This is a genomic window from Helicobacter pylori (assembly GCF_006439795.1).
In the GTDB taxonomy this organism is placed as follows: Bacteria; Campylobacterota; Campylobacteria; order Campylobacterales; family Helicobacteraceae; genus Helicobacter; species Helicobacter pylori_CR.
The window spans coordinates 56,226-72,346 of record NZ_VEYL01000003.1 but is presented as its reverse complement, the minus strand read 5'-3'; the positions used below and the strand labels follow the sequence as shown (position 1 = coordinate 72,346).

The window sequence follows — 16,121 nt, the reverse complement described above, 5'->3', positions numbered from 1 at the left end:
ATTTGTTTAAAAAGGGCTTATTTTAAAAGGAGTGAATCTTTAGAAATAACGCCATCTATTTGATTTTTAGCGCAAATTTCCCACAACTCTGTATCGTTTAAATCCATAGAAAACAAAATTTTGCTATCTAATAAGTAATTAGTGGCGTGTTGTTGGGCGAGTGTGGCTTGTTTAATATCCTTAAAAATACAATAGAGCGGTTTGAAAGCGTTGAATAAAAAAAAGGTGTCTGTTTCTATCTTGTGCGATAAAAAGATCACGCTAAAATGGACTCTATTTTCACAGCAATACTTGGCTAATTCCAAATTTTTTGGATTCGCTTCAAAACACACTATATCGTTATTGGTGCTAGAATGAACGCCATCGGTGTTTTTAATGAAAACAAAACGATCGCTAGGGATTAAAGGGTGTCCTAAAATAAGCATATTTATCCTTTATTATTCAAACAAGCTTCACTGCAATACGCCACCGCCCCGCTATAAATAGCGTCTTTGCTAGAGACATAAGTTTGGCATTTAGAGCATACAATCATGTGATCTTCTAATTCTTTAGGGGTTTGTTGCGCATAAGAGTGGTTGTCTTTGGGGTCGTCTTTGTGGGGTTTTTGCCTCAAAAACAAACGCCATAAAACCCACACAATAATGAGTAGGGGGATTAAAATTCTTAACATAAATTTTCCTTTGATTTGTAAAAATAAATACGCTTTTGATGCCTAAAGCATTCAGTGTCTTTACAAGCGATTTCATCTTTTAGCTGCTCGCCTTTATAGAATAAAAAATACCCCTTATCTTTTAGGAAGCGTTGGCTTTTTTCTATCAAAAAAGAAGAGCTAGCGACCGCTCTAGAAGTGATTAAATCCACTTGTAAAAGATTTTGATAATCTTCTAAACGCTTTTTAATGATTTCAATATTTTTTAAAGGCAAAACGCTTTTAAGGTAATTTAAAAAAGCCGCTCTTTTTATTCTTGGCTCTAAAAGAATGAATTGTGTTTCCGGTTTTTCAAGGGCTAAAGGGATAGCAGGAAGTCCCGCCCCGCTCCCAATATCCAAACAACTTTTAAAATCTTTGACAAATTCTAAGGGTTTTAGAGCGTCTGTGATCTGGGGTTCTAACTCGCTTAAATTTTTTGCGCCGCTCAAGTTGTGCGTTTGATTCCATTCTAAAAGGATGCGTGCATAATCTTGCAATAAGGGGTTCATAAAATCAGCATCCCATCGCCATAAGAATAAAAACGATACTTCTTTTCTATGGCTATTTTGTAGATTTCTTTGGTTTTTTCTAAGCCTATCATCGCGCTCACAAGCATTAAAAGGCTAGATTTTGGCAAATGGAAATTAGTGAGCAAATAATTAACATGCAAAATAGGATTGGCAAGATGCAAGAAAATATCGCATTCAAACGATTCTTGATTAGGGTTTTCTAAACGCTTAAAGTATTCCACGCTCCTTAAAGCGGTCGTGCCGATGCATAAAATTTCTTGGGATTCTTGCAAAATTTCTTGGCTCTTTTTAGGAATGCGTAAAACTTCTGTATGGATTTGATGCTCTCTAATATCTTTAGTTTCTACGCCAAGAAAAGTCCCAGCCCCCACATGCAAGGTTAAAAAAGCGTGCTTGAAACCTTTCAATAATTTTTCTAAGGTATTTTGAGAAAAATGCAATGACGCTGTAGGGGCAGCCACTGCGCCCATGTGTTTAGCGAACACGCTCTGGTATTCATGCGCATCCAAACTTTCATCCGCTCTTTTAATATAAGGGGGTAAGGGCATATGCCCGTATCGCTCTAAAAGTTTTAAGATATTTTCTTGATTTAAGGGGGTTTGATTGTCATAAAAAGCGATCAAACGCTGGCCGTTATGAAGCAATTCCAAAACTTCAGCGTAATAATGTGCATCAAAAAAGATCTTATCCCCCACTTTGATCTTGCCTTTGATTTGAGTTATAGCGGTATTATTTTTAAAAAAGCGGTGGAAAAACACTTCGGTCGTTTTTGATGGCAAAAAGGCATGCTTAGATCCAAAAAGCCTAGCCTTTATCACTTTAGTGTCGTTCAACACCACAAGGGTGTTTTTAGGGAAAAAATCTAAAACATGCTCAAAAGTGGTGTGCGTGATTGTTTGCGAACGCCTTTCATAGACGAGTAATTTAGCCTTTTCTTTGGGCAAAACGGGGTAGTTGGCGATCAATTCCTTAGGCAAATAATAATCATAGCTTTCTAAATCAAATTCTTTCAACTAATTCTCTTTGGTGTCATTTTCGTTATCTTTAGGAGCCGGATTGACCATTTTGGCGATTAAAATAGAAAGCCCATAAAGCCCCACTAAAGGTAACGCCATAAAGATTTGACTCACCACATCAGGAGGAGTGATAATGGCTGCTACAATAAAAATCACTACAATAGCGTATTTAAAATACGCTTTCAAGCTCGCATCGGTAATCAAGCCCACTTTAGCTAAAAAATACGCCAAAACAGGCAATTCAAACGCCACGCCAAAGCCTAAAATCAAGCGTGTGAAAAAGCTCACGTAACTGGACGCAGAAATATTAGCCGCAAACACATCGCTCCCAAAAGTGGCCAAGTATTCAATAATGAAAGGGAACACCACATAGTAAGAAAACGCCGCCCCAATTAAAAACATCCCGCTCCCAAAAAACACAAAAGGCAAAATCACTTTTTTTTCATTCTTATAAAGCCCTGGAGCGATAAAGAGCCACAATTGCCAAAAAATAATGGGCATGGAAATGACGATAGCGGCTGAAAAACTGATTTTAACCGCTACCATGACCCCTTCAATAGGGGAGAGCTGAATGAGCGTGCCTTTATAAGAATTTTTAACAAATTCAAAAATATTTTTCCAAAAATGAAAGCACCCCAAAAACGCCACTAAAATCGTTCCTACAGAAACCATCAAACGCTTTCTTAATTCCTGTAAATGCGGTTTTAAATCTTCAAACATGCTCTTTTTCTTTGTCGTGTTCTTTGGCGTTGTTATCGGTTGCTAATTGGACTTCTTTAGGGGATTCATCGCTTGAAACTTCTTTATTTAAGGCTTCTTCATTGGAAACTTCTTTATTGGAATGGTTAGGGGGTGTGTTGTTTTCTAAGCTTTGTTTGTAATCTTGCATCAAATCCTGAATGCTTTTAATCTCATTTTCTGCAGTTACTTTAGCGTCTTCTAATTCTTCAATCTTAACGCCTTTAAGACTCTCCACTTTATTTTCAAAGAGTTTTTGATACTCTAGGGTTTCTTTTTTGATTTCTTCAATATTGATTTCTTTATCTAAAGTGTCCTTAGCGTCATTGAGCGTTTTTTTAACCGCACGAAAAAATTTCACCATATCCACGACAGCTTGGGGGAATTTTTCTGGCCCTAAAAAAATAATCGCTACAACCAACACCACAAGGATTTCAAAAAAGCCCATGCCAAACATAATAATCTACTTTCACACCCTTTAAAATTTTATCGTTATTGTAGTGTAATTTTCTTTCTAAACAAGATTAAAATAAAGTTTGAGACTTTAAAGTGGGGATTTTTAAAAGCGCATGGGTTTTAGGCGTGGCGATTCTGCCTTTAGCGGTGCGCTCTAAATAACCATTAGCGAGTAAAAAAGGCTCAATCACATCTTCAATCGTGCCTTCATCTTCTCTCATAGACGCTGCAATCGTGTTCAAACCCACCGGCTTTCCTTGAGCGTTAGCCAACAAAGATAAATACGCCAAATCCGCTTCATCAAAGCCTAATTCATTCACGCCTAGTTCATTCAAAGCATGCAAAGTGATGTTTAAATCCATCAAGCTTGAATTTTTGACTAGCGCAAAATCGCGCACCCTTTTTAAAAGCCTTAAAGCGATCCTTGGCGTGCCTCTGCTCCTTTTAGCGATTTCATCAGCGCTTTCTTCTTTGATGTCTTGGTTGAGTTTAACGGCGGCTTTTTTGATGATGAGGGCTAGTTCGCTAGGGCTATAAAATTGCATCCTAAAACTCATGCCAAATCTGTCTCTTAAGGGGTTAGAAAGCATTCCGGCTCTGGTGGTAGCACCGATGAGGGTGAAAGGGGGTAAATCAATTTTAATGGTTTGAGCGGCTGGGCCTGAGCCTATGATAATATCCAGTCTAAAATCTTCCATAGCCGGGTATAAAACCTCTTCAATCGCTGGGCTGAGTCGGTGGATTTCATCAATAAAAAGAATGTCTTTAGCTTGCAAATTAGTCAAAATGGCGGCTAAATCACCGCTTTTTTCTATCATGGGAGCGGCGGTGATTTTGATATTGGTTTCCATTTCTTTAGCGATGATATGGCTGATTGAAGTTTTACCCAAACCGGGCGGGCCAAAAAAGAGCATGTGATCCAAACTTTCTTGGCGTTTTTTAGCCGCGCAAATAGAAATTTGCAAGTTGCTTTTAATCTTTTCTTGACCGATAAAATCTTCCCAAAGATTGGGGCGCAAACTCACTTCTTGAGAAGTTTCAAAATCCAAAGTTTCTAAATTGACTATCCGTTCTTTCATTTAATGATAACTTTCTAATTCGTTAGGGAAGTTTCCCTTTTTCACATCATCAGCGTATTGTTTGATAGCGTTTTGAATCAATTCTTTCCCCTTAAGGTATTCTCGCACAAATTTAGGCTTAAAGCTATCAAAAAAACCCAACATGTCGCTCCACACTAAAATCTGCCCGTCGCAATCCTTGCCGCTCCCTATGCCGATCGTGGGGATTTTGATTTTTTGCGTGATCGTTTGAGCGATAGGGGTGGTTATGCCCTCTAAAACCAATAAACCCACTCCGGCTTCTTCTAAACTCAAGGCGTCTTCTAAAAGCTTTTTTTGTTGCTCTTCATTTTTGCCCTTAATCTTATAGCCTCCATCAAGACGCACGAATTGGGGCATCAAGCCAATATGCCCTACCACAATAACACCCTCATTAGTGAGCGTTTTAACCAGTTTCGCTTTTTCTTTCCCCCCCTCTAGTTTGATCGCACTCGCTTGGGTTTCTTTATAAACCCTAATGGCGTTTTTTAGGGCTGTTTTTTCATCTTTATAGCTTCCAAAAGGCATGTCTGTGATGATAAAAGGAGTCTTAGCGCCCGCGCACACGGCTTTAGTGTGATAGAGCATCATTTTTACACTCGCGCTCAAAGTGTCGTTTTGATTGAAAAAACTCATATTCAAACTATCGCCCACTAAAATCACATCCACTAGCGGATCAAATATTTGAGCGAACAGCGCGTCATAAGCGGTGATAGCAATGATTTTTTCTTGATTTTTTTTAGCTTGGAGGTGGTTGAGAGTGATCTTTTTAATTGGGGCGGTTTGCATGCTCATTAAAAATCCTAAGTGTTAAATATAGTGGCATTGTAGCATGACTTTATTGGGGTGGGTAAAAATTTTACTCCATTTTAACCGGTCATTTTAATTATTTTAGTATAATTGAAAGAAACTTTTAACAAACAATTCAAGGGATTTAGCGATTTTGGGTCTTAAAAAACATGTTATTTTATGGTCTTTAATGGGGTTTTATACGGGATTGAGTGCGCTTGATTATGATACCCTAGACCCAAAATATTACAAATATATCAAGTATTATAAGGCTTATGAAGATAAAGAAGTTGAGGAATTGATCAGAGATTTAAAGAGAGCGAACGCTAAAAGCGGGCTTATTTTAGGGATCAATACCGGTTTTTTTTACAACCATGAAATCATGGTCAAAACCAATAGCTCTAGCATCACCGGGAATATTTTAAATTATTTGTTCGCTTATGGCTTGCGTTTTGGCTATCAAACCTTCAGGCCGTCGTTTTTTGCACGCTTGGTTAAGCCAAATATCATTGGCAGGCGCATTTATATTCAATATTATGGAGGAGCTCCTAAGAAAGCGGGCTTTGGGAGCGTGGGGTTTCAATCGGTCATGCTGAATGGGGATTTTTTGTTGGATTTTCCTTTGCCTTTTGTGGGGAAATACCTTTATATGGGGGGTTATATGGGTTTGGGTTTAGGGGTTGTAGCGCATGGGGTGAATTACACGGCGGAATGGGGGATGTCTTTTAACGCAGGCTTGGCTCTAACGGTATTAGAAAAAAACCGCATTGAATTTGAATTTAAAATCTTGAATAATTTCCCTTTTTTGCAATCTAATTCTTCAAAAGAGACTTGGTGGGGAGCTATAGCAAGCATTGGGTATCAATATGTGTTCTAAAAAAATAAGAAATCTCATTTTATGCTTTGGTTTTATGTTAAGCTTGCGCGCTGAAGAAAATACGGCTCAAGAGAACATGACTGAAGAAAATACCCCTAAAGACGCTCCCGTTCTTTTGGAAGAAAAACGCACCCAAACGCTGGAGTTTGAAGAAAACAAGGAAGCTAAAAAGAAGATTGATGAAAAAAGCCTGCTTGAAGAAATCCATAAGAAAAAACGCCAGCTTTACATGCTCAAAGGGGAATTGCATGAAAAAAATGAATCTCTCTTATTCCAGCAAATGGCTAAAAATAAAAGCGGTTTTTTTATAGGCGTGATTCTTGGCGATATAGGGGTTAGTGCTCATTCTTATGAGAAGTTTGAACCTTTAAGCAATATTCAAGCTTCTCCTTTGTTGTATGGCTTAAGGAGCGGGTATCAAAAGTATTTTGCTAACGGGATTAGCGCCTTACGCTTTTATGGGGAATATTTAGGGGGGGCGATGAAAGGGTTTAAAAGCGATTCTTTAGCCTCTTATCAAACCGCAAGCTTGAATATTGATCTATTGATGGATAAGCCTATTGACAAAGAAAAAAGGTTTGCGTTAGGGATATTTGGAGGCGTTGGAGTGGGGTGGAATGGGATGTATCAAAATTTAAAAGAGATTAAAGGGTATTCACAGCCTAACGCTTTTGGGTTGGTGTTAAATTTAGGGGTGAGCATGACGCTTAATCTCAAACACCGCTTTGAATTAGCCCTAAAAATGCCTCCCTTAAAAGAAACTTCGCAAACTTTTTTATATTATTTTAAAAGCACTAATATTTATTATATTAGTTACAACTATTTATTGTAAAGGCTAAAATGTTGAAATTTAAATATGGTTTGATTTATATCGCGCTCATACTGGGACTTCAAGCGACAGATTATGACAATTTAGAAGAAGAAAACCAACAATTAGACGAAAAAATAAACCATTTAAAGCAACAGCTCACCGAAAAAGGGGTTTCGCCCAAAGAGATGGATAAGGATAAGTTTGAAGAAGAATATTTAGAGCGAACTTACCCAAAGATTTCTTCAAAGAAAAGAAAAAAATTACTCAAATCTTTTTCCATAGCCGATGATAAGAGCGGGGTTTTTTTAGGGGGTGGGTATGCTTATGGGGGATTTAATCTTTCTTATCAAGGGGAAATGTTAGACAGATATGGCGCGAATGCCTCTAGTGCGTTTAAAAACAATATCAATATTAACGCTCCTGTTTCTATGATTAGCGCTAAATTCGGGTATCAAAAATACTTCGTGCCTTATTTTGGGACACGATTTTATGGGGATTTATTGCTTGGGGGAGGGGTGTTAAAAGAGGATGCAAGCAAGCAATCTGTAGGCTCGTTTATTTATGTTTTAGGGGCTGTCAATACCGATTTGTTGTTTGATATGCCTTTAGATTTTAAGACTAAAAAGCATTTTTTAGGCGTTTATGCGGGTTTTGGGATAGGGCTTATGCTTTATCAAGACAAGCCTAATCAAAACGGGAGGAATTTGGTAATGGGGGGCTATTCAAGCCCTAATTTTTTATGGAAATCTTTGATTGAAGTGGATTACACTTTTAATGTGGGCGTGAGTTTAACGCTTTATAGGAAACACCGCTTAGAAATTGGCACCAAATTACCGATTAGCTATTTGAGAATGGGAGTGGAAGAGGGAGCGATTTATCACAATAAAGAAGATGATGAACGATTGTTGATTTCGGCTAACAACCAGTTCAAGCGATCCAGTTTTTTATTAGTGAATTATGCGTTCATTTTTTAAGGCTTGATTTTGGAGTTGAGGTTTAAAATTTTAGCGTTAGTCGTTTTGATTTTAGGGGGTTATTTGATTTTTAACGCTTTAATCACAAAACCCAAAGCTTTAAGTTTTAGTTTGAATAGCGAAGAGGATGCGCTTGATGACAATAATGAAGCGCTTTTTTGGGATTTAAAAAAACCCATTAAGATTAAAATAGCAGCCCCAAAGGGCATCAAACGCTACGATTTAAAAGTAACCACGCAAGATAATTTGATTTTATATGAAAAAGAAAATCTGGTATTGGATAAACCCAAGTCTTTAGAAGTGCCTTTAATTAGGCCTGAAATCATGGGGTTAGAAGACAAGTGCCTTTTATATGAAATTCAAGCTAATGATTGGAGCTATGCTAATTTTTTCAATGGCAATAAGGCGTCTTTCAAACAAGAAGTGTGTATTGATACGATAAAACCCTCAATCACGATTTTATCTCGTTCCCCAAGCATCGCTTATGGGGGGAGCGCGGTAGTTGTCTTTGAAGCTTTGGATAAGAATTTGTCTCAAGCGTTTGTGCGCGTCAAAAAAAAGGATTTTAAAGCGTTCAGGCTTTTAGAATTCAAACAGCGTAATGTCTTTATCGCTCTAGTGCCTTGGTCTTATAAAAATAAGGATTTTAAGGCGTTCATTGTCGCTAAAGATAAAGCCTATAACTCTAATACCACCCCTTTATTGTTCAAACGAAAAACCCATCGTTTGAGAGAAAAGGATATAGACTTAAGCGCCTTAAAAGACAAGATTGCAAAGCAAGAAAAATTTCAAAATCATACTGAGCAAACTTTATTAGAAATGTTTTCCAACGCGCGCTTAAAAGATTTAGAAAAAATCCAAAAGATTGCTTTAGATCAAGGGGATTTTTATAAGGATTTTTCCCATTTTCAAGCGCTAAAACCCTTGAATGGGCCTTTTAAAATGGTAAGCAATTTTTTAGAAAATCGGCGGTTTTTAAAGGATAATCAGGTGTTGTTTAAATTCTTGCATTTAGGGGTGGATTTGATACCCAGCAAGGATTTATCTTTAGCGTTTGATTTATCTGTGAAGAGGGTTTTTAAGGGGGAGTTGGATTTTTATGGTAATAGTTTAATCAATTGCTATGGGTTAGGTTTGTGCGTTTTTTTAGCGCATTTAAAAGATGATGGAAGCGTGGGGAGTAGTGGTTTGAAATTAGGGAGCGGGTTGCATTTAGGGATGCTTTTGCAAGGGGTTTTTGTCCGGCCCAATGAATGGCTTAATGAGCAATGGATAAAAACCAATATCATCGCCCCCATAGAGCAAACCAAACGGCTTTTAATGAAAGGATAGTCATGTTAAAAACCAATCAAAAAAATGTGCATGCGTTTGAAATTGAAAAGCAAGAGCCTGAAGCGGTCATAGGATTTTTAGAAAAAAACCATGCCCTTTTGCAGTATTTTCTTATTATTTTTAAATATGATATTGAACCAGAAGTCAAAGCCATTTTGCACAAACACCAGCTTTTGTTTTTAGAAACGAATCGCGCTTTAAACGGGCGTCATATCAAAACCATGCCTTTAAAAGAAGAAACCAATCATTCAAAACCCAATCATTCTAAAACAGAACCTAAAACCACGATTTATGAGCGCCATATCAGGAGTGGGGAAGAGATTTATAGCACTAATCATCTTATTTTTTTGGGCAATATCCACAATGGAGCCAAGATTATTTCAGAAGGCTGTGTGTCGGTTTATGGGGTTTGCGAAGGGGCGATTGTGTGCTTTGGAGAGTGCTTGATTTTGAAAGAAGTTAGGAGCGCTCAAATCATTTTTCAAAATAAAATTTTATCTCTAAAAGAGATTGAGCGGCTTTTGGTAAATAAAAATATTAAAATAATCACTAAAAATGACGATATACTAGACATAAAGGAAGTATTATGAAACAAACAACCATTAACCACTCTGTGGAATTAGTAGGGATAGGCTTACATAAGGGCGTTCCTGTGAAGCTTGTTTTAGAGCCTTTAGGAGAAAATCAAGGCATTGTTTTTTACCGCTCTGATTTGGGCGTGAAGCTCCCCTTAAAACCTGAAAACATCGTGGATACTAAAATGGCAACCGTGTTGGGTAAGGATAATGCGAGGATTTCTACGATTGAGCATTTGCTTTCAGCTGTCCATGCGTATGGCATTGACAACCTTAAAATCTCTGTGGATAACGAAGAAATCCCTATCATGGATGGGAGTGCTTTGACTTATTGCATGCTTTTAGATGAAGCAGGGATTAAAGAATTAGACGCTCCTAAAAAGGTGATGGAAATCAAGCAAGTCGTTGAGGTTAGAGAGGGCGATAAATTTGTTAAAATTGAGCCAGACAGCCAGCTTTCTTTGAATTTTGCGATTGATTTTAACCATCCGGTTATCGCTAAGCAAGCCCACCATTTCGTTTTTAGTAAAACCGCTTACAAAGAGCAAGTCGCTAAAGCTCGTACCTTTGGGTTTTTGCAAGAAGTGAATTACTTGCGATCCATTGGTTTGGCTAAAGGGGGGAGCTTGAATAATTGTATCGTGCTGGACGAAAACAGCATTTTGAATAAAGAGGGCTTGAGGTGCGAAAAGGAATTCGTGTGCCACAAGATTTTAGACGCTATGGGGGATTTAATGGTCTTAGGCATGCCTGTGATGGGCAAATACACTTCTTTTTCAGGGAGTCATAAGCTCAATTCCATGTTGGTTAGAGCCATTTTAGCGGACGCTAAAAATTATGAAGTTTTGATCGCTACAGATCCAGCTAAAGAATTTGCGTTGCAAAAGGCTTTCGCTTAATCCTAATTAGGGTTTATTTTTTTGGAATTGGATTTAGCGCTTATCTCTTTAGGCGAGAGGGTTTTGCTTGGGGTGTATCAAAACAATTTTTTATGCACTTCTTACACTTCCAAATCAAAAACAAGTGAAGCTTTAGTGGAAGTTTTTTCGCAATTATTCAAAGATTTTAAAAACCCTACTTTACCGGCGATTAAAGGGGTTTATTACGCTAAAGGGCCAGGGAGTTTCACTAGCCTAAAGCTCACGCATGTTTTCTTACACACTTTGGCTTTAATCCATGACTTTGAACTCTATTCCACCACAGGCTTTGATTTTAACGACAACACGCCCATTTTGGCGTATGCCAATAAATACTTTGTTTCAAAAGAAACGGAAAGCTTGACCGATTTTAAAGATTTGAAAATTGCGCCAAAAGATTTCATGCTGCCCTCTTTTTTAGAGAAAGACAAATTCACCCAATTGAACACGCCGTTTTACATTTTGCCTCCTATTTAGTGTATAATGCTAGTTTTAAAAATGAAAGGGTATCAACAATAGGGGTTTAAAATTTGGTAGTGAGTGTTCCTGCAACAAGTGCGAATTTAGGCCCCGGTTTTGATTGCTTGGGTTTGAGCTTGAATTTACGCAATCGTTTTTTTATTGAGCCTAGCAGCTTCCATGCGGTGAAATTGGTTGGGGAGGGTGAAGGGATCCCTAAGTTTTTAACCAACAATATTTTCACTAAAGTGTTTTATGAGATTTTAAAAAAGCATGGGAATGACGGCTCGTTTAAATTTTTATTGCATAATAAAGTCCCTATTACAAGGGGCATGGGGTCTAGCTCAGCGATGATTGTGGGGGCTGTCGCTTCAGCGTTTGCGTTTTTAGGGTTTGCTTTTGATAGAGAAAACATTCTCAATACCGCTTTAATTTATGAAAACCACCCGGATAATATCACCCCGGCGGTGTTTGGGGGGTATAATGCAGCGTTTGTGGAAAAAAAGAAAGTGATAAGTTTAAAAACCAAAATTCCTTCTTTTTTAAAAGCGGTGATGGTGATCCCTAATAGGGCCATTTCTACCAAGCAATCGCGCCATCTCTTGCCCAAGCGTTACAGCGTGCAAGAAAGCGTGTTTAACCTTTCGCATGCGAGTTTGATGACGATGGCGATTGTGCAAGGGAAGTGGGACTTGTTGCGTTGTTGCTCTAAAGACAGGATGCATCAATATAAGCGCATGCAAACTTACCCCGTGTTGTTTGCGATCCAAAAGCTCGCTTTAGAAAATAACGCCTTAATGAGCACGCTTTCAGGGAGCGGTTCGTCGTTTTTTAACATGTGTTATGAAGAAGACGCCCCTAAATTAAAGCAGGTTTTGAGCAAGAAATTCCCTAAATTCAGGGTAGCGGTTTTAGATTTTGATAATGATGGAGTCCTTATTGAGAAAGACTGAAATTAAAATCCGCATGTGTGTGGCATGCAGAATGCGCCAACCTCAAAAGGATTTGTTGCGTTTGAAAAGCTTTGACAATCAAATCATGGAATTTGATGGCACAGGCCGTAGTTTTTATGTGTGTGAAAATTGTTTGAAAAATGGAGAAAAAAAGTTGTTGAAAGCGGTTTCAAAAATAAAGAATGCCCCAAAAGATACCAAAAACATCATTACTTGGATTAAGGAGAGAAGCATAGCATGAGCGAGATGGTTGATTTAAAAGAATTTTTAGCCGAGCTTGGTAAGACCCAAAAAGAGCTTAAAAATGTGATCGAGCAAGCCAAAGATATTGGTTTAGAGCTTAAGACAAATTCTAAAATGACCCCAGAGAAAGCAGGCAAGCTATACAAATACATTGTGGATGGCATTAAAGAACAAATACAAGCCAATCAACCCGCTAAAAATCTTAAACAAGACAATAAAGACGATTTGAAGATAGCCGCAACGCCTAAGCCGCTTGCTAAAAAGGCTTCTAAAACGCCTAAAAAAGAAGAAAAAAGCCAGCCAAAGCCCAAAAAAACTAAAGAAAAGAAAAAAGAAGCTCCCACGCCTATTGCTAAAAAGAAGGGAGGGATAGAGATTGTCAATACTTTTGAAAACCAAACGCCCCCTGTAGAAAACACCCCTAAAATGGTTAGCCACTCTCAAATAGAAAAAGCCAAGCAAAAGCTCCAAGAAATCCAAAAAAGCCGAGAAGCCCTAAACAAGCTCACCCAAAGCAACACTAACAACGCTAACAGCACCAATAACGCTAGCAACGCTAAAAAAGAAATCAGCGAAGTTAAAAAGCAAGAGCAAGAGATCAAACGCCATGAAAACATTAAAAGACGCACCGGTTTTAGGGTGATTAAACGCAACGATGAAACAGAAAATGAAAGTGAAAACAGCGTAACTGAAAGCAAAAAACCCACTCAAAGCGCGGCGGCTATTTTTGAAGACATTAAAAAAGAATGGCAAGAAAAAGACAAACAAGAGGCTAAAAAAGCCAAAAAACCCAGTAAGCCCAAAGCCACCCCCACAGCCAAAAACAACAAATCCCATAAGATTGATTTGAGCGATGCGAGGGATTTTAAGGGCAATGATATTTATGATGATGAAACCGATGAAATCTTGTTGTTTGATTTGCATGAACAAGATAATTTCAATAAGGAAGAAGAAGAAAAAGAAGTACGCCAAAATATCAACGACAGGGTGCGCGTCCAAAGAAAAAACCCTTGGATGAATGAAAGCGGGATCAAACGACAATCCAAAAAAAAGCGCGTATTCCGTAACGATAACAGCCAAAAAGTGATCCAAAGTGCAATTGCAATCCCTGAAGAAGTGCGCGTCTATGAATTCGCTCAAAAAGCGAATTTGAATCTGGCTGATGTGATTAAAACCCTCTTTAATTTAGGGCTTATGGTAACTAAAAACGACTTTTTGGATAAGGATAGCATAGAGATTTTAGCCGAAGAGTTTCATTTAGAAATTTCTGTTCAAAACACCTTAGAAGAATTTGAAGTAGAAGAAGTGTTAGAGGGCGTGAAAAAAGAGCGCCCGCCTGTGGTAACTATCATGGGGCATGTTGATCATGGTAAAACTTCGCTACTAGATAAAATCCGTGATAAAAGAGTCGCTCACACTGAAGCTGGGGGGATCACTCAGCACATTGGCGCTTACATGGTGGAAAAGAATAACAAATGGGTGTCTTTCATTGACACTCCAGGGCATGAAGCCTTTAGCCAGATGCGTAATCGTGGGGCTCAAGTTACAGATATTGCAGTGATTGTGATAGCGGCTGATGATGGCGTGAAGCAGCAAACGATTGAAGCTTTAGAGCATGCAAAGGCGGCTAATGTGCCTGTGATTTTTGCGATGAATAAAATGGATAAGCCTAATGTGAATCCGGACAAACTCAAAGCCGAATGCGCTGAGCTTGGTTATAACCCTGTGGATTGGGGCGGAGAGCATGAGTTTATCCCTGTTTCGGCTAAAACGGGCGATGGCATTGACAATCTATTAGAAACCATTCTTATCCAAGCGGATATTATGGAATTAAAAGCTATAGAAGAGGGTAGCGCTAGAGCGGTTGTTTTAGAAGGGAGCGTGGAAAAAGGGCGTGGGGCAGTAGCCACGGTGATTGTCCAAAGCGGGACTTTGAGCGTGGGGGATAGTTTTTTTGCTGAAACGGCGTTTGGTAAAGTAAGAACCATGACTGACGATCAAGGCAAGAGCATTCAAAGTTTAAAACCCTCTATGGTGGCTCTCATCACAGGCTTAAGCGAAGTGCCGCCTGCGGGATCTGTTTTAATAGGGGTAGAAAACGATTCCATCGCGCGTTTGCAAGCTCAAAAGAGGGCGACTTATTTACGCCAAAAAGCCTTGAGTAAAAGCACTAAAGTGTCTTTTGATGAGCTTTCAGAAATGGTCGCTAATAAGGAATTAAAAAACATTCCTGTAGTCATTAAAGCGGATACGCAAGGAAGCCTAGAAGCCATTAAAAACAGCTTGTTAGAGCTTAATAACGAAGAAGTGGCGATCCAAGTGATCCACTCAGGGGTGGGGGGCATTACTGAGAATGATTTGAGCCTAGTTTCTAGCAGTGAGCATGCCGTGATTTTAGGCTTTAATATCCGCCCCACCGGTAATGTGAAAAATAAGGCTAAAGAATACAATGTGAGCATTAAAACTTACACGGTGATTTATGCCTTGATTGAAGAAATGCGATCGCTGTTATTAGGTTTGATGAGTCCTATCATTGAAGAAGAGCATACCGGACAAGCGGAAGTGAGGGAAACCTTTAATATCCCTAAAGTAGGCACGATAGCTGGGTGTGTGGTGAGCGATGGGGTGATCGCTCGTGGCATTAAGGCGCGTTTGATTAGGGATGGCGTGGTGATTCACACCGGCGAAATCCTTTCTTTGAAACGCTTTAAAGACGATGTGAAAGAAGTTTCTAAGGGCTATGAGTGCGGGATCATGTTAGAAAATTATAATGAGATTAAAGTGGGCGATGTGTTTGAAACCTATAAAGAAATCCATAAAAAAAGAACCCTCTAATGAACGCCCATAAAGAACGCTTAGAATCCAATCTTTTAGAATTGTTGCAAGAAGCTTTAGCGAGTTTGAACGACAGCGAGTTGAATTCTTTGAGTGTTACTAAAGTGGAATGCTCTAAAGGGAAGCACCACGCTTTTGTGTTTGTGCTTTCACAAGATCATAAAATCCTTTCTAAATTAAAAAAAGCTGAGGGCTTGATCAGGCAGTTTGTTTTGCAGGCGAGCGGGTGGTTTAAATGCCCAAAACTCAGTTTTGTTTCAGACAATAGCTTAGAAAAGCAGCTCCGTTTAGACGCCATATTTAATGAAATCGCTAAAGGGAAAGATAATGACTAAAAAAATAGAAGAGAAAATAGAGGGCGTGATTGAAAGTTTGGGTTATTTGCTTTATGATGTGAGTTTGGTTAAAGAAAATGAGCAGCATATCTTAAGGGTGAGTCTTAAAAACCCTAATGGAGCGGTTAGTTTGGATATTTGCCAACAAGTGAGCGAGATTATTTCGCCCTTATTAGATGTGTGCGATTTTATTCAAGACGCTTATATTTTAGAAGTGAGCTCTATGGGGTTAGAAAGAGTGCTTAAAGCCCCCAAACACTTCAAGCTTTCTTTAGGCGAAAAAGTGGAAGTCAAACTCATCAATAAAGAAAGCTTTCAAGCTGTCCTTAAAGATGCTAACGATTTGAGCGCGGATTTTGAATTAGAAAATCACGCTATCAAAAGCGTGGAGTATAAAGATTTAAAGAAAGTTAAAACGCTTTTTGAGTGGTAAAATAACGCGAAGCGGTAGACATTCTTACGCTTTATGAGAAATTACCGCTTGATTGAAATT

The 16,121-nt window shown here is 38.6% G+C and carries 20 protein-coding genes; 12 read left to right on the top strand and 8 right to left on the bottom strand.

Annotation, left to right across the window (positions count from 1 at the left end; translation table 11 throughout):
* Positions 1-17: 17 nt before the first annotated feature.
* The 8 genes from FIM66_RS02240 to panB form a co-directional block, all read right to left on the bottom strand.
* On the bottom strand, positions 18-425 hold the full coding sequence (locus FIM66_RS02240; RefSeq protein ID WP_140547885.1) for a hypothetical protein: 408 nt from the start codon (positions 423-425) through the stop codon (positions 18-20).
* A 2-nt stretch (positions 426-427) separates the two neighbouring features.
* Entirely contained in the window at positions 428-670 is a 243-nt protein-coding gene (locus tag FIM66_RS02235) for a PP0621 family protein (protein ID WP_140547886.1), read from the bottom strand.
* Entirely contained in the window at positions 664-1,200 is a 537-nt protein-coding gene (gene rsmG / locus FIM66_RS02230; RefSeq protein ID WP_140599891.1) for a 16S rRNA (guanine(527)-N(7))-methyltransferase RsmG, read from the bottom strand. The genes FIM66_RS02235 and rsmG overlap by 7 nt, the downstream gene beginning before the upstream one ends.
* Positions 1,197-2,234, bottom strand: coding sequence for a tRNA preQ1(34) S-adenosylmethionine ribosyltransferase-isomerase QueA (queA, locus tag FIM66_RS02225; RefSeq protein ID WP_140547888.1), 1,038 nt, complete (start codon positions 2,232-2,234; stop codon positions 1,197-1,199). Before queA ends, rsmG begins: the two co-directional genes overlap by 4 nt.
* On the bottom strand, positions 2,235-2,957 hold the full coding sequence (gene tatC / locus FIM66_RS02220) for a twin-arginine translocase subunit TatC (RefSeq protein WP_000461199.1): 723 nt from the start codon (positions 2,955-2,957) through the stop codon (positions 2,235-2,237).
* Positions 2,950-3,432 carry a Sec-independent protein translocase protein TatB gene (gene tatB, locus FIM66_RS02215; protein ID WP_140547889.1) on the bottom strand — a complete coding sequence of 161 codons (483 nt, stop codon included), beginning with the start codon at positions 3,430-3,432 and terminating at the stop codon, positions 2,950-2,952. Before tatB ends, tatC begins: the two co-directional genes overlap by 8 nt.
* Positions 3,433-3,499: 67 nt before the next feature.
* The gene (ruvB, locus tag FIM66_RS02210) at positions 3,500-4,510 is read right to left on the bottom strand and encodes a Holliday junction branch migration DNA helicase RuvB (RefSeq protein ID WP_000664486.1); all 1,011 of its coding nucleotides are present in this window, start codon (positions 4,508-4,510) and stop codon (positions 3,500-3,502) included.
* Positions 4,511-5,323: a 3-methyl-2-oxobutanoate hydroxymethyltransferase gene (gene panB / locus FIM66_RS02205; RefSeq protein WP_128036763.1), complete on the bottom strand. Its 813-nt coding sequence runs from the start codon at positions 5,321-5,323 to the stop codon at positions 4,511-4,513.
* 148 nt (positions 5,324-5,471) lie between these two features.
* Between panB and FIM66_RS02200 the strand changes: the two genes are divergently transcribed.
* The 12 genes from FIM66_RS02200 to rimP are packed head-to-tail and all read left to right on the top strand — an operon-like array spanning position 5,472 to position 16,061.
* The gene (locus FIM66_RS02200; RefSeq protein ID WP_100978180.1) at positions 5,472-6,194 is read left to right on the top strand and encodes a hypothetical protein; all 723 of its coding nucleotides are present in this window, start codon (positions 5,472-5,474) and stop codon (positions 6,192-6,194) included.
* Entirely contained in the window at positions 6,184-7,026 is an 843-nt protein-coding gene (locus tag FIM66_RS02195; protein WP_140547890.1) for an outer membrane beta-barrel protein, read from the top strand. The genes FIM66_RS02200 and FIM66_RS02195 overlap by 11 nt, the downstream gene beginning before the upstream one ends.
* Positions 7,027-7,034: 8 nt before the next feature.
* Positions 7,035-7,979: an outer membrane beta-barrel protein gene (locus FIM66_RS02190; protein ID WP_140547891.1), complete on the top strand. Its 945-nt coding sequence runs from the start codon at positions 7,035-7,037 to the stop codon at positions 7,977-7,979.
* Positions 7,980-7,988: 9 nt separating this feature from the next.
* Positions 7,989-9,311, top strand: coding sequence for a M23 family metallopeptidase (locus tag FIM66_RS02185; RefSeq protein WP_194149238.1), 1,323 nt, complete (start codon positions 7,989-7,991; stop codon positions 9,309-9,311).
* Between the two features lie 2 nt (positions 9,312-9,313).
* Positions 9,314-9,901 (top strand): septum site-determining protein MinC, encoded by a 588-nt coding sequence (minC, locus tag FIM66_RS02180; protein WP_194149237.1) that lies wholly within the window; start codon positions 9,314-9,316, stop codon positions 9,899-9,901.
* Positions 9,898-10,785 (top strand): UDP-3-O-acyl-N-acetylglucosamine deacetylase, encoded by an 888-nt coding sequence (lpxC, locus tag FIM66_RS02175; RefSeq protein ID WP_140599889.1) that lies wholly within the window; start codon positions 9,898-9,900, stop codon positions 10,783-10,785. The genes minC and lpxC overlap by 4 nt, the downstream gene beginning before the upstream one ends.
* Before the next feature lie 21 nt (positions 10,786-10,806).
* Positions 10,807-11,280: a tRNA threonylcarbamoyladenosine biosynthesis protein TsaB gene (locus FIM66_RS02170; protein ID WP_194149236.1), complete on the top strand. Its 474-nt coding sequence runs from the start codon at positions 10,807-10,809 to the stop codon at positions 11,278-11,280.
* A 53-nt stretch (positions 11,281-11,333) separates the two neighbouring features.
* Positions 11,334-12,215, top strand: coding sequence for a homoserine kinase (gene thrB, locus FIM66_RS02165; RefSeq protein WP_000261704.1), 882 nt, complete (start codon positions 11,334-11,336; stop codon positions 12,213-12,215).
* On the top strand, positions 12,202-12,456 hold the full coding sequence (locus tag FIM66_RS02160; protein ID WP_194149235.1) for a DUF448 domain-containing protein: 255 nt from the start codon (positions 12,202-12,204) through the stop codon (positions 12,454-12,456). The genes thrB and FIM66_RS02160 overlap by 14 nt, the downstream gene beginning before the upstream one ends.
* Positions 12,453-15,293, top strand: coding sequence for a translation initiation factor IF-2 (gene infB, locus FIM66_RS02155; RefSeq protein WP_140599888.1), 2,841 nt, complete (start codon positions 12,453-12,455; stop codon positions 15,291-15,293). The genes FIM66_RS02160 and infB overlap by 4 nt, the downstream gene beginning before the upstream one ends.
* On the top strand, positions 15,293-15,628 hold the full coding sequence (gene rbfA, locus FIM66_RS02150; protein WP_000991176.1) for a 30S ribosome-binding factor RbfA: 336 nt from the start codon (positions 15,293-15,295) through the stop codon (positions 15,626-15,628). Before infB ends, rbfA begins: the two co-directional genes overlap by 1 nt.
* The gene (gene rimP / locus FIM66_RS02145; protein ID WP_140599887.1) at positions 15,621-16,061 is read left to right on the top strand and encodes a ribosome maturation factor RimP; all 441 of its coding nucleotides are present in this window, start codon (positions 15,621-15,623) and stop codon (positions 16,059-16,061) included. The genes rbfA and rimP overlap by 8 nt, the downstream gene beginning before the upstream one ends.
* The last annotated feature ends 60 nt before the right edge of the window (positions 16,062-16,121 follow it).

Excerpts from the sequence above, each read along its gene's own strand:
- lpxC (WP_140599889.1), top strand. The coding sequence starts at position 9,898 with ATGAAACAAACAACCATTAACCACTCTGTGGAATTAGTAGGGATAGGC.
- infB (WP_140599888.1), top strand. The coding sequence starts at position 12,453 with ATGAGCGAGATGGTTGATTTAAAAGAATTTTTAGCCGAGCTTGGTAAG.
- rbfA (WP_000991176.1), top strand. The coding sequence starts at position 15,293 with ATGAACGCCCATAAAGAACGCTTAGAATCCAATCTTTTAGAATTGTTG.
- rsmG (WP_140599891.1), bottom strand. The coding sequence starts at position 1,200 with ATGAACCCCTTATTGCAAGATTATGCACGCATCCTTTTAGAATGGAAT.
- panB (WP_128036763.1), bottom strand. The coding sequence starts at position 5,323 with ATGAGCATGCAAACCGCCCCAATTAAAAAGATCACTCTCAACCACCTC.
- FIM66_RS02240 (WP_140547885.1), bottom strand. The coding sequence starts at position 425 with ATGCTTATTTTAGGACACCCTTTAATCCCTAGCGATCGTTTTGTTTTC.
- rimP (WP_140599887.1), top strand. The coding sequence starts at position 15,621 with ATGACTAAAAAAATAGAAGAGAAAATAGAGGGCGTGATTGAAAGTTTG.
- FIM66_RS02235 (WP_140547886.1), bottom strand. The coding sequence starts at position 670 with ATGTTAAGAATTTTAATCCCCCTACTCATTATTGTGTGGGTTTTATGG.
- FIM66_RS02190 (WP_140547891.1), top strand. The coding sequence starts at position 7,035 with ATGTTGAAATTTAAATATGGTTTGATTTATATCGCGCTCATACTGGGA.
- tatC (WP_000461199.1), bottom strand. The coding sequence starts at position 2,957 with ATGTTTGAAGATTTAAAACCGCATTTACAGGAATTAAGAAAGCGTTTG.
- FIM66_RS02195 (WP_140547890.1), top strand. The coding sequence starts at position 6,184 with ATGTGTTCTAAAAAAATAAGAAATCTCATTTTATGCTTTGGTTTTATG.
- tatB (WP_140547889.1), bottom strand. The coding sequence starts at position 3,432 with ATGTTTGGCATGGGCTTTTTTGAAATCCTTGTGGTGTTGGTTGTAGCG.
- minC (WP_194149237.1), top strand. The coding sequence starts at position 9,314 with ATGTTAAAAACCAATCAAAAAAATGTGCATGCGTTTGAAATTGAAAAG.
- ruvB (WP_000664486.1), bottom strand. The coding sequence starts at position 4,510 with ATGAAAGAACGGATAGTCAATTTAGAAACTTTGGATTTTGAAACTTCT.